The organism is Selenomonas sp. oral taxon 892 str. F0426 (genome assembly GCF_000468035.1).
GTDB lineage: Bacteria > Bacillota > Negativicutes > Selenomonadales > Selenomonadaceae > Centipeda.
The window spans coordinates 193570-206365 of record NZ_KI260535.1; the positions used below are offsets into that span (position 1 = coordinate 193570).

Sequence of the window (12796 nt, forward strand, 5' to 3'; positions counted from 1 at the left end):
CAGATGCCACTCCCTTCCTATAATCAGACGTCCAGATCGTCCTCATTCGGTTCATCAATATCATCGAGTCCGCCGCGCATAAGGGTATCCATATCATCTGAAAGTTCTTCGTCCGTATCGATGTGCGCGATGAGATCATCATCCGAGACTTCCTCCGCGCTCTCATCCTCTTCATCATAGGATTCCTCGGCTGGGGGCGGTGCAGCACCGCTCTCATCAACACCCTCGACATCAAGATCGAGCGAGCGCGCCTTCTCCCCAATATCCTCGTCTTCCTCGTCACGGATTGCGATTTCCTTCGCATCCTCGTTGAGCACCTTGATATCAAGGCCGATCGCCTGGAGTTCCTTGATGAGGACCTTGAACGATTCGGGAACGCCAGGTTCGGGGATGTTGTCGCCCTTGACGATGGACTCGTACGCCTTGACACGTCCGACTACGTCGTCGGACTTCACCGTCAGGATTTCCTGCAGTGTGTATGCCGCACCGTACGCCTCAAGCGCCCACACCTCCATCTCGCCGAAGCGCTGTCCTCCGAACTGCGCCTTGCCGCCGAGCGGCTGCTGTGTAACGAGCGAGTACGGGCCCGTGGAACGCGCATGAATTTTATCATCAACGAGGTGATGCAGTTTCAGCATATAGACGCAGCCGACCGTGACGCGGTTCTCGAACGGCTCGCCCGTGCGCCCGTCGTAGAGCACCGTCTTGCCGTCGTCGGGCAGGCCCGCCGCGCGGATCGTGCCGAACACGTCGTCGTCGCCCGCACCGTCAAAGACAGGGGTCGCGATATGAATGCCCGCCACATCGGGAATGGGCATCCCGTTGGCGTCAAAATTGTAGCCTGCTGCGCGGAGGTCGCCCTCCACCGTCGGATCATTGTCCTTGATGCGCTGACCGAGCACACGACATGCCATGCCGAGATGCGTTTCGAGCACCTGCCCGATGTTCATGCGCGACGGCACGCCGAGCGGGTTCAGCACGATGTCAACGGGCGTGCCGTCCGGCAGGAACGGCATGTCCTCTTGACGCATGATGCGCGAGACAACGCCCTTGTTGCCGTGGCGGCCGGACATCTTGTCGCCGACCGAAATCTTGCGCTTCTGCGCAATGTAGACGCGCACGAGACGGTTCACGCCCGGCGGCAGCTCGTCATTGTTCTCACGGGTAAAGATCTTCACATCGATGATCTTGCCCGCCTCGCCGTGCGGTACGCGCAGCGAGGTATCACGTACCTCGCGCGCCTTCTCGCCGAAGATCGCGCGGAGAAGCCGTTCCTCCGCTGTCAGCTCCGTCTCACCCTTCGGCGTGACTTTGCCGACGAGGATGTCGCCGGGGCGCACATCGGCACCGATGGAGACAATGCCGCCCTCATCGAGATCCTTGAGTGCATCCTCCGCGACATTCGGAATATCGCGCGTGATCTCCTCGGGTCCAAGCTTTGTGTCACGCGCGTCGCACTCATACTCCTCGATGTGGATCGAGGTATAGAGGTCGCGCTTGACGAGGTTCTCGCTCAGGAGAATCGCGTCCTCGTAGTTATAGCCCTCCCATGGCATGTAGGCAACGATGATGTTGTAGCCGAGGGCAAGCTCTCCGTTGTCCGTCGAGGGGCCATCGGCGATGGGCTGTCCCTCCGCCACGCGGTCACCCAGATAGACGAGCGGCTTCTGATTGATGCACGTCGCCTGGTTCGAGCGGACAAATTTCTGCAGTTTATAGTTGTCAAATGCACCCTCATCCGTACGGACGGTGATTGCATCTGCCGAAACTTCGGTGACCTCACCGCCGTGCTTGGCGAGCACCATGACGCCCGAGTCGCACGCGGCCTTGTACTCCATGCCTGTGCCGACCAGAGGTGCCTGCGTCTTGAGCAGAGGAACCGCCTGACGCTGCATGTTTGCGCCCATAAGTGCACGGTTCGCATCATCGTTCTCGAGGAACGGGATCATTGCCGTCGCGATCGAGAACACCTGACGCGGCGACACGTCCATATAGTCCACGCGGTCGCGGCTGTGCAGCCCCGTCTCCTCATGGAATCGTGCCGTAACGCGTTCGTTGATGAAGAATTCGTTCGCATCGAGCGGCTCATTCGCCTGCGCGATGATGAGCTCGTCCTCTTCGTCCGCCGTCAGATAGCGCACATCCTCCGTCACGCGGTGATGTTCCTTGTCCACACGGCGGTAAGGGGTCTCCATAAAGCCGAACTGGTTCACGCGTGCATAGTTCGCGAGCGAGCCGATCAGACCAATGTTCGGACCTTCCGGCGACTCAACCGGACACATGCGGCCATAGTGTGAGTTGTGCACGTCGCGCACCTCAAAGCCCGCACGCTCGCGCGAGAGTCCGCCGGGGCCGAGTGCCGAGAGGCGACGTTTGTGCGTCAGCTCCGAGAGCGGATTGTGCTGATCCATGAACTGCGAGAGCTGCGAGGAGCCAAAGAACTCCTTCACTGCCGCCACAACGGGACGGATATTGATGAGTCCCTGCGGCGTGATGCTCTCCGTCTCCTGGATCGACATGCGCTCACGCACGACACGCTCCATGCGCGAGAGACCAATGCGGAACTGGTTCTGCAGCAGTTCTCCGACAGCACGCACGCGGCGGTTGCCGAGGTGGTCGATGTCATCCGTATTGCCGAAGCCGTCCATCAGACCGAGGAGATAGCTGATCGCCGCCATCACATCCTCGCGCGTTATCGTACGGTACTGATAGTCACGCGTCGGTGCACAAAGCATGCGGTGAATTTCACCGTCCGCCTTCTGCACATCAAATGAGACGATTTCACCCTCGCCAAAAAGCTCTTTTTCACGTTCTTCGGAGATGGCATCTACCATCTCCGAGAGGATGCGTTCCCCTGCTGGAAGAACGATCTCCCCTGTTTCCTTGTCAACAACAGGCGCAGCAAGCACCTTGCCGAGAATGCGGCGGCGCCATCCGAGTTTTTTCGTAAGTTTGTAGCGACCCACCGTTGCGAGATCGTAACGGCGCGGATCGAAAAACAGCACTTCGAGCAGCTGGCGCGCATTGTCCTCGTTGGCGGGTTCGCCGGGACGCAGACGGCGGTAGATCTCGATGACCGCCTTGCCGCGCGTCTTCACCTCGTCCGTATCACGTTCAATTGTCGCGAGAATACGCGGGTCGTCGCCGAATAGTTCACGGATCTCTGCATCGCTCTCATAGCCAAGTGCGCGGATGAGATAGGTCACGGGCATCTTGCGCGTGCGGTCGATACGGACGGACACGATATCATTCGCATCTGTCTCAAGTTCGATCCATGCACCGCGGTTCGGGATCATCGTTGCGTTGTAGAGCTCCTTGCCCGTCGTATCGATCTCGACACCGTAGTATGTGCCGGGCGAGCGGACAAGCTGACTGACAATGACACGCTCTGCACCGTTGATAATGAACGTACCCGTATCCGTCATGAGCGGGAAATCGCCCATGAAAACCTCCTGCTCCTTGATCTCGCCCGTCTCGCGGTTCACGAGACGCACATTCACACGCAGGGGTGCGGCATAGGTCACGTCGCGTTCCTTGCACTCATCGAGATCGTACTTCGGCTCACCGAGCGCGAAGGATTCGAAGGAAAGGATGAGATTCCCCGAGAAATCCTGAATAGGCGAGATGTCTCGGAAAATCTCCGCAAGTCCCACCTCAAGAAACCACTGATAGCTCGTACGCTGGATGTCAAGGAGATGCGGCATCTCCATGACTTCCTTAATCCGTGCATAGCTATACCGGGTGCGACGGCCGACCGACACAGGATTGAACATGAACGCTGTCACCCTTTCGCTGGATTATCACAATGGCATTTGCGCACTTTATTGAAAAGACACAAAAAGAACAAGGCAGCCATATGAATACCTTGCTCCGTTGTCCTTTCTAACACGAGCCGTGAAGGACTGATCCTCCCCGAAAAAAGGCGCACAAATCCCCATTCTTACTCAATAGGTCATTACATAATACTACATCCTAAATCTCGCGTCAAGGAATATTTTTCGTTAGATGAAATTTTCCAAACAAAAACCGCACGACGGGAAGCCATGCGGTAAACTGGTTCAATCTCATTGACAATCGTTTTTCTGCACCGCAGTTGTGTTCGTCTCCTTTGCCGCCGCATAGGCGAACGGCGTTCCTCCATTCACCTGTATTCTCATAGTCAACACTCCTTTGCCGCTTCAAAAACAACAATGCATAGCATATATGTATTCATGTAAACTCTCGTGCAAAAACTTTGTGCCAATCGTCCGCCTTGCAAAATTCGATACACTCATGTAGAATGACAATGGATTTGTTGACAGTAATTGAGGAGGTATCTTATGTTTCTGACACGATGCACACGCACGATGCGCACAGTTCTCGCGGCTGCGATGCTGGGCGTACTCGCGCTCACAAGCGGCTGTTTCAGCGGCGACGTGAACGTCGCCATCAACGAGGACGGCAGTGCCGATCTGAAGACGACGCTCGTCAGCGTGCCCATGCTCGCCGAGATTGTCGAGCAGAGCAAGGCGGCGACGACGGCGAAGAATCCGGACGCGCAGGTTACGCCCGTGACGAAGGAGAACATGTCGGGCTACGAGATTACGGAGCATTACGCGTCGATCGATAAGCTCTCGGAAAATGACTTCTTCAAGGCGAACGAGGGCAAGAACACGGGCATCACCGTCAACAATAGTCTGTTCTACACGGACTACAACTTTGACCTGCTCTTTGAGGGCAGTCAAAACGGCGGCGGCGCAGGCGCATTCGCGAGCAATATCACGTTCACCTATCAGATGACGCTGCCCGTCGCCCCCACGAGCTCGAACGCCGACCGCTCGGAGAACGACGGCAAGCAGCTCACATGGAACCTCGGCAAGACGCTCGTGACGGGTGAGTCGTCGAAGATCGAGGTCGCGTTCCGCCTCTGGAACAAGACGACGATCATCGGCACGATTGTCCTCGTCATTGTCCTGATCGGCGCTGGCGCATTCTTCTTCCTCCGCAAACGCAAGCCGGAAGAGGAGCAGCAGGTGCTTGAGGACGCTCCGATCGACATCACACCGAACGACAAGAACTAAAAAGGACACACAAAGAGACGTTCCCGCGCAGAGCAGGAACGTCTCTTTTGTTATGCAAAATGAAATTTATGACGCTATCTTCTTCGCACGCGTATACTGCATCACAAGGATAACGGCGAAGATCGCACTGCCGATGAGATCGGTCGTGCCGCCGGGCTTGATCATAAGGAGGCCTGCAACGATGAGAAGCAGTCGCTCGTAGGGGCGGCAGTGATCGGCGAGGAAGCCGCAGAGCGCAGAGCTGACGGCGATCATGCCCACGAGCGCGGAGAGCGTCACCATAACGAGCGCAAGCGGCGTCGCGTCCACCATCAATATGACGGGCGAGAGCACGAAGATATATGGGATAATGAACGCCGCGATCGCAAGTTTTGACGCGTGCACCCCTGTCTTGAGGGCATTTCCTCCGCTGATGCCCGCCCCCGCATAGGCGGCGAGCGCGACGGGTGGTGTCACGTCCGCGATGATGCCGAAATAGAACACAAACATGTGCGCCGCAAGGATAGGCACGCCCATCTGAACAAGTGCCGGCGCGGCAATGGTCGAGGTGATGACGTAGTTTGCCGTAGTCGGCACGCCCATGCCGAGAACAATCGCTGTGAGCATGGTGAAGAACATCGCGGGCAGGAGCATGCCGCCCGCAAGGTCGATCAGCCCCGAGGCGAGACGCAGCCCAACGCCTGTCTTCGTGACGACGCCGATGATGATGCCCGCAGCCGCACAGGCGACGAGCACCCCGAGCACCGCCTTCGCGCCGCGCTCGAGTCCGTAGACGATCTCGATCGGCTTCATGCGCGTGGATTTCCGCAGCATGGCGCAGGCGATGGATAGCACGATGGCAACAAGAGCTGCGCGCATGGGCGTGTAACCTGAGACGAGGAGGTAGACGATGACGATGAGCGGGATGGCGAGATGTCCGCGCTCCTTAATGAGGGTCAGGGGATTGGGCAGCTCATGGCGTGGAATTCCCTTGAGGTTCTTGCGCTTTGCCTCGAAGTGGACGCCGAGCCAGACGCCCGTAAAGTAGAGGAGCGCGGGGATCGCTGCCGCCTTGACCACCTCGATGTAGGACACGCCGACGAACTCCGCCATGAGGAACGCCGCCGCCCCCATGACCGGCGGCATGAGCTGTCCGCCAGTGGATGCCGCTGCCTCAACCGCGCCCGCGAAGTTCGGATGGTAGCCAAGCTTCTTCATCATCGGAATCGTGAGTGAGCCGGTGCCGACCACATTTGCGACAGAACTGCCCGAGACCGTACCCATCAGACCGCTCGAAAGGACGGCGACCTTTGCGGGTCCGCCGCTCGCCCAGCCCGCAACCGCGTTTGCGAGGTCGATGAAGAACTTGCCGAGCCCAGTGCTCTCAAGATAGGCACCAAAGAGGATAAAGAGGAAGATGAATGTCGAGGAGACACCGAGCGGGATGCCGAAGATTCCCTCCGTCGTAAAGTAGAGATGACTGACGAGCTGCTCGACGGAGAGACCTCTGTGTGCGAGCACCCCCGGCATATAGGGGCCGAGGAAGGCATACGCGAGGAAGAAGAGGACGACCGTCACCATCGGTATACCGACGACACGCCGCGCCGCCTCGATAACGAGCAGGATTCCAAGCCCGCCTGCGATAACATCGGGGGTTGTGACGGTCCCTGCGCGCGTTACGAGCTCACGGTACTGGATGACGATGTAGGCTGGCGCTGCCGCCCCAAGAACGGCAAAGACCATATCGATGGGATGAAAGAAGTTATCCCGCGTCCATGCACGCCGAAAGGGATAGAGGAGATAGGCAAGCGCAAGACCAAATCCGAGATGAACGGCACGCTGCAGCTGTGCATCGAGAACGCCGAAGGTCGCTGTATAGAGCTGAAAGATCGAAAAGCTAATCGCAATCGCGGCAATCACCTTCTTCGGCCAACCTGCATAGTGGACGGTGTTCGATTCGCGGTCATACTTCTTAAGCACGGCTTCCGCAGTCTTCTGATCGGTCATAGAGAGGTTCACATCCTTTGGAAAATTTCGGTGCCCCCTTCCCCGCAAGCGGGGCAGTCTTAGGGCTTTTTATATCCACAATATTTCGCAAAACTAGAACAAAAGAAAGATGAGGCCGCCGAACGGCAGCCTCGGAAAGTTAAGGAAGCACGGATCAATTCAGCACCATCATCTCGGCGCATCTTTTTCGCCCTCTCTGCGTCGACAAATCCTCCACATAGCACCACTGCTATGCGTCCGGTTTGTCTCCTTGACCGGACAAAAAATCTACACCAATCTGAGGGTCTATTTTATCAGCGATTCCTTAGAGAAAATACGTATAGAACGGCGCAACAACGAGATCAATGCGCGTGCCGACAGGGTACATCTCGTAAACGGGGATGCGTTTCCCGCCCGCCTCGATCATCAGCTCCGTCCCCACGCCCGTGCGGAGACTCAGTTCCGCATAGTCGCGATCCATATCGAGGACGAAGTGTTCGCCCTCCTGCCGGAACGTCCCCTCCTCCGGGAGGAAGGGGAGTCCCACACCGTGCGACTGATAGCGCGTGCCCGTCAGGTGGAAATGTCCGTCTGGATACGCGGTCAGAAACTCCTCGACCGGCGTCTTCTGCACGGAGTGAATGAAGTGGATCGTAAGCGGCGCCGGTTCTCGGATCTGCCGCACGATGACAGTCTTCTCCCCATCTGCCTGGAGAAAGAGCGCCGGCGCGCTCAGGATATCAAACGAGACCAGGAGAATCGCTGCGCAAAGTGCTGTCGCATAGGCCCTCATTTCTCGTTCAGGTACTTCTCCGCGCCCGCATTCATCGGCAGGGACATACCGGCCTTCGCCGTGTCCTTCGTGATCTGCTTGCCGACGGCGTGTGCCGACTGCAGGCGATCGAGATTCGAGAAGATCGCCTTCGTGATGCTGTAGCCGAGATCGGCGTTCACCGAGGGGCCTGCGACGAGCATCGCCATGACAGAAACACTCGGCACATCCTCGTCAAATCCTGCATACGAGCCAGCGGGGATGACGGTCTTCGTGTAGAACGGATACTGCGCGATCAGCTGATCGGCAACCTTATCCTCCACAGGGAGCAGTCGGACAGGGTTCTGCGAGGCGATGTCCTGCACGGATGCCGTTGGATAGCCCGCTGTGAGAACAGCGACATCCACGTTGCCGTCCTTCAGCGCGCTCGCCCCCTCTGCGAACGAAAGGAACTGCGCATCGATATCGTCATAGCTGACACCGTATGCCGCGAGGATCTGGCGCACGTTTGCCTCGACGCCCGATCCTGCCGCACCAACGGCGACGCGCTTGCCCTTGAGCTCTGCAATGCTCTTGATCCCAGAGGACTGGAGCGTCACGAACTGGCAGGTCTCGGGATAGAGCGATGCGATGCCCTGCAGCCCATCCACCTTTTTATCCTTGAACATCTCGGTCCCATTGACCGCATAGTAAGTAATGTCATTCTGCACCGTCGCAAGATCAACCGCCCCGTCGCGGAGCATATTGATGTTCGCAACCGATGCGCCTGTGCTCTGTGCACTGGCATTCATGCCGGGGATATCCTTGTTCAGCACCTCCGCGATCGCACCGCCGATCGGGTAGTACGTGCCCGCCGTGCCGCCGGTTCCGATGTTGAGGAACTTCTTATCTCCCGACGATGCGGAGTCGCCGCCGCAGCCGGTGAGAAGCGCAGCAGAGAATACAAGGACCGCGCCTGCCGCAAAAACTTTCTTTACGGTAGAGATATTCATGTTCTTTCCCTCCAATAAAAAATCAACAGTTCTCGGACTATCGTCGTGTACGGCGATAATAAGCGAATATTATCACAAAGCGCCCCCTGCACGCAAGCAGGAGACGCTTTGTATAGCGGTATACAATATGCCCGCATCCGGGGAAGCACTGATAAATTCAGCACGCCAACTGGACAAACTTCATTTTATCATCGATTCCCCAGGTCTAATTTTTTACAATCTCCGCTGCCTCACCGTTCGCCTTAGCACGCATGATACACTCCTTGAGGCGGACGATATTCTTTTCATGGAGATCAATAGCGAAGCGGATGCGCTTCTTCTCTTCCTCTGTGAACTCCGGCTTTTCGTAAGCGATGCGAATCCGTGCAAGGCGCTCCTCGACATCACGCAGCTCATCCTCCATCGGCCGCACATGCATGAGTGCGCAGCCGTAGACGGCGCGCATGGCATCCTCCACATACTGCGCATAGCCGGGCTCGCCCGAGGCCTTTTCAAGCCACTGTGCGACGTGGTGGATCACGTCATAGGGCGACTCACCGCTGTGGATCATGGAGACGATCTCCATCTTCACCTGCTGCTCCCGTCCATGTGGCTGCGCGATCAGGTTCTGCTCCTCGGGCATTAGATGACCTTCTCGCCGTTAAAGCGTTCGCCGCCGATCTCGGGGTAGACACCGTACTCGATCGCCCACTCGCATTTGTACTTGAGTGCCTGCGCGTGGATCGTCGCAATACGATCGATGTTCTCGCGCACGATCTTGCCAGGGATGCCCGCCACAAGCGAGTTCGGCGGGATCACAGCATTCTCCTTAACCACCGCACCTGCGCCGATGATCGAGCCGCGTCCGATCTTCGCCCCCGTAAGGATGATCGCCCCCATGCCGATGAGTACATGATCCTCGATCTCGCAGCCATGGACGCAGGCGCTGTGCCCAACCGTCACATAGTCCCCGATGATGCACGGGTTGTCGTCTGCGACATGCAGACAGGTGAGGTCCTGGATGTTCGAGCAGGCGCCGACGGAGATGTAGTTCACATCGCCGCGCGCGACAACCCCTGGCCATAGGCTCGCATACTGCCCGACGCGCACATCCCCCGAGAGGAATACCTGCGGGGCAACGAACGCCTCCTCGTGAATCTGCGGCGTGATGCCGTGAAAGCTGGGGAACCCTTCCCCTTTGAATGTAAACATAATATACCCTTCCTAAATAAATCAACCCTTTGCCTCAAACGGCTCGCTGCCATGCGCCGCATGGTAGTAGCGGTGCGCAGCAAAAAGTTCGGCGGGGCTCGGTGCAATCGCACGCATGGGCGCCGATTCCTGTTCCTCGTGCTTCCTGCGGCGCACGCCGCGCTCCTTTTCTTCTGCTGCGTCCATTGCCGTATTCGGGAGATTCTTATACTCCTCGGAGTTCGCATACTCCATCCACTCGCGCTGCAGGGCGCGCAGAAGATAGACCTTCTCGTTGTCGAGCGGTGTGAGCTTGCCCTGCTCCTGCGCAGTGCGGAGCATATCATCCACTTCCTCACGCGAGAGCACACGGCGATTGCCGTATTGATCGCGCGTCGATGGGCCGGGCTGGAAGCCCTCCTTCTCTGTATGCTCTCCTGCATGGTCCCCGTGCACAGCCTCCCTATGCTCGGCCGTTTGTGCACCGTCATTTTGGATATCTGCCCCGCCGACGGGTGTATCTTGCATCTCGCCCGCCGCAGATGCAGCAGGGCCATTTCCCGCCGAAGGTGCATCGAGTGCATCCGCCATGCCGCCGCCCGCCGTCATGGCGGCGGAGCCGGTTCCCTCGGATGACCCGCTGCCCATGCCGCGGAATGAGGGCGCCTCCCCGCCGCCTTTCTGCATCTCCGAGAGCACAGAGATATTTGCCTGCGCGACCGCACGCTGCGCCTCATCCTTCGTCTTGGCACGCTTCAGTGCACGCGCAAGCATCTCACGCCGCTCCTCGATCCGCACCACCTTCTCATAGAGATCGGGGTTGTTGTCCTTCAGATACTTCATATCGACAGCAGAGAGCTTCTGTCCCTGCCGCAGTTTCTGACGGATCTGCATCTCGCGGTTCGCGTCAGTCTTTTCCTGCGTCTTCTGCAGATCACTCAACCGCAGTTTGCTCGGCTGCAGGGGGGTGCCCATCGCCTCTGCAAGACTCCGCCCGGTCTTTACACGGTACTTCATCTCGCGCCTGAGATTCTTCAGCTGCGCATACTCTCCGATCCTTCCGATTCCCTCGAAAAACGCCATGTCATTACCTCCGTGTAATGTAAACGATCCATATAATATGGAATCGACGGCAGACGCCTTGCGCATAAGTCGTCTCATGCATTTTATCGCATTTGGGACAAAAAGAAAAGCCGGTGACTTCACCGGCCGCTATTTTCTGCCCATCATTTGGTCGTCGATGCACAACCCTTCTTTTATATAAACAATTCCATCGTGCAGACACTAATCACCCTGCCAAGTCCCGGGATATTCCCACCAAGGCTGGCTAATCGTTCCAAAAGATGTCCATGCCGCCCCCTGTTGTCCACAACCGAACTGTGGCACACGGCGCAGGCAGAAAATTTACGGATGTAAATTTATCATATTCTAACACTGTATGCAATAGGCAGAAACTATTTTTAAAAAATTTTTCTCCCCTTAAAAAATCTTGACAAGACTTCTCATCGGGTGCAAAATAACCAAGCATTATGAATTACGCCATGGTATGCGGGGAACATACAAATGGTGTCGGGAAAAGAAATGAGGAGGTTTTTTTATGGGACAGAGAATGCCCATTGGTCTGCAGCTCACAGGGCTGGTTGGGAGCGTCATCGTCCTGATGATCGTGCTGCTCTCCGTTGTGCTCTATGAGTTTAGAACCACCAGTGAAGACTATCAGCATCTGCTCTCCGTTACGGTCAAGAACAGCATCACGCTGCTTGAGGCGGAGGACGACTTTCATCAGGGGCTGAGTGAGCTGCGCGGCTACATCATCACGCGCGATGCAACCCGTGCGACGGATACGGAGAACGCGCTCAAGAAGGCGGACGAACAGCTCGGCATCTTTGTTGATCACGCAGTCAACGCAGAGGCGAAGGCCCTCGGGGAGGAGCTGCGTAAGGCACTGCAGAACTACACGGGACATACGAAGGAGATCATTGCACTCTACGAGCGCGGCGATCTGGAGACAGCGACGACATCGTCCACAGAGCTGCGCAAGAAGACGGGCGAGATCGACGCACTCTTTGAGAAGGCAGCACAGACCCAGACCGCTGTGCAGGAGCAGCAGCTTGAGAAGCTGAACAGCAACGTCGATCACATCTTTATGATCGTACTCACCATCAGCATTATCGGTATCATCGTGATTGGCGCGGCGGCAGCATGGTACGCACGGAAACTCGCGGGACGCCTCGTCAAGCTGCGCGGTGAAGTCGGCAAACTCGGCAAACTCGACCTCTCTTTCCAGGGCACGCGTGCATTGTGGAATGACGAGATCGGAGACATGGCAAACGAGTTGCTTGATATGAAGGATGCCCTGCATCACATTGTCCGCTCCATCCAGACAGAGGCGGACAATCTCTCCAACGCAAGCAGCGATCTCTCGAATTCCGTCCAGTCGCAGATGCAGGTCTCCGAGAGCATTGCGCACACAATCACGGATGTCGCCTCCGATGCGGTGCACAACAACACCAGCATCGGCGAGATCTCCTCCGCCATCGAGCAGGTGAGTGCACGCACGCAGGAGATGAGCGCGAGCGGCACCCGCGCAAACCAGACCGCAAGCGACGCAGTGGACGATGCGAACCAGGGCATGAAGTACATCCATCAGCTCGTCCAGCAGAATGATACCGTCAGCAATGCCATGACCGAGATCTCGCGTGTCTCGGAGAATCTCGTCACGAGTTCCGACGCCATCAAGAATGTCGTCACGACCATCCGCGAGATCGCAGGTCAGACAAATCTCCTCGCGCTCAACGCCGCCATTGAGGCGGCGCGTGCAGGTGAGGCAGGACGCG

The 12796-nt window shown here is 57.4% G+C and carries 9 protein-coding genes; 2 read left to right on the top strand and 7 right to left on the bottom strand.

Features of this window, described 5'->3' with window-relative positions; translation table 11 throughout:
- Positions 1–23 precede the first annotated feature (23 nt).
- Positions 24–3773 carry a DNA-directed RNA polymerase subunit beta gene (gene rpoB / locus HMPREF1992_RS04660; RefSeq protein ID WP_021684702.1) on the bottom strand — a complete coding sequence of 1250 codons (3750 nt, stop codon included), beginning with the start codon at positions 3771–3773 and terminating at the stop codon, positions 24–26.
- Between the two features lie 546 nt (positions 3774–4319).
- Between rpoB and HMPREF1992_RS04665 the strand changes: the two genes are divergently transcribed.
- Complete coding sequence (locus tag HMPREF1992_RS04665; protein WP_037358594.1) at positions 4320–5060, top strand: transmembrane domain-containing protein; 741 nt, start codon at positions 4320–4322, stop codon at positions 5058–5060.
- A 66-nt stretch (positions 5061–5126) separates the two neighbouring features.
- On the opposite strand, the gene HMPREF1992_RS04670 is transcribed toward HMPREF1992_RS04665, so the two are convergent.
- The 6 genes from HMPREF1992_RS04670 to HMPREF1992_RS04695 form a co-directional block, all read right to left on the bottom strand.
- A complete protein-coding gene (locus HMPREF1992_RS04670) occupies positions 5127–7046 on the bottom strand; it encodes a TRAP transporter permease (protein ID WP_021684705.1) in 1920 nt (639 codons plus the stop codon).
- A 304-nt stretch (positions 7047–7350) separates the two neighbouring features.
- Complete coding sequence (locus tag HMPREF1992_RS04675) at positions 7351–7818, bottom strand: DUF1850 domain-containing protein (RefSeq protein ID WP_021684706.1); 468 nt, start codon at positions 7816–7818, stop codon at positions 7351–7353.
- Positions 7815–8789 carry a TAXI family TRAP transporter solute-binding subunit gene (locus HMPREF1992_RS04680; protein ID WP_021684707.1) on the bottom strand — a complete coding sequence of 325 codons (975 nt, stop codon included), beginning with the start codon at positions 8787–8789 and terminating at the stop codon, positions 7815–7817. The genes HMPREF1992_RS04675 and HMPREF1992_RS04680 overlap by 4 nt, the downstream gene beginning before the upstream one ends.
- 205 nt (positions 8790–8994) lie before the next feature.
- Positions 8995–9411, bottom strand: a complete 417-nt coding sequence (locus tag HMPREF1992_RS04685) for a hypothetical protein (RefSeq protein WP_021684709.1) — start codon at positions 9409–9411, stop codon at positions 8995–8997.
- Positions 9411–9980 (bottom strand): gamma carbonic anhydrase family protein, encoded by a 570-nt coding sequence (locus HMPREF1992_RS04690; protein ID WP_021684710.1) that lies wholly within the window; start codon positions 9978–9980, stop codon positions 9411–9413. The genes HMPREF1992_RS04685 and HMPREF1992_RS04690 overlap by 1 nt, the downstream gene beginning before the upstream one ends.
- A gap of 21 nt (positions 9981–10001) precedes the next feature.
- On the bottom strand, positions 10002–11042 hold the full coding sequence (locus tag HMPREF1992_RS04695) for a hypothetical protein (protein ID WP_037358597.1): 1041 nt from the start codon (positions 11040–11042) through the stop codon (positions 10002–10004).
- A gap of 514 nt (positions 11043–11556) precedes the next feature.
- Here HMPREF1992_RS04695 and HMPREF1992_RS04700 point away from each other — a divergent pair.
- On the top strand, positions 11557–12796 hold a 1240-nt coding region (locus HMPREF1992_RS04700), incomplete at its 3' end, for a methyl-accepting chemotaxis protein (protein WP_021684713.1).

Coding starts and splice junctions, on each gene's coding strand:
- HMPREF1992_RS04680 (WP_021684707.1), bottom strand. CDS start 8,789: ATGAATATCTCTACCGTAAAGAAAGTTTTTGCGGCAGGCGCGGTCCTT.
- HMPREF1992_RS04670 (WP_021684705.1), bottom strand. CDS start 7,046: ATGACCGATCAGAAGACTGCGGAAGCCGTGCTTAAGAAGTATGACCGC.
- HMPREF1992_RS04685 (WP_021684709.1), bottom strand. CDS start 9,411: ATGCCCGAGGAGCAGAACCTGATCGCGCAGCCACATGGACGGGAGCAG.
- HMPREF1992_RS04675 (WP_021684706.1), bottom strand. CDS start 7,818: ATGAGGGCCTATGCGACAGCACTTTGCGCAGCGATTCTCCTGGTCTCG.
- HMPREF1992_RS04690 (WP_021684710.1), bottom strand. CDS start 9,980: ATGTTTACATTCAAAGGGGAAGGGTTCCCCAGCTTTCACGGCATCACG.
- HMPREF1992_RS04695 (WP_037358597.1), bottom strand. CDS start 11,042: ATGGCGTTTTTCGAGGGAATCGGAAGGATCGGAGAGTATGCGCAGCTG.
- HMPREF1992_RS04665 (WP_037358594.1), top strand. CDS start 4,320: ATGTTTCTGACACGATGCACACGCACGATGCGCACAGTTCTCGCGGCT.
- rpoB (WP_021684702.1), bottom strand. CDS start 3,773: ATGTTCAATCCTGTGTCGGTCGGCCGTCGCACCCGGTATAGCTATGCA.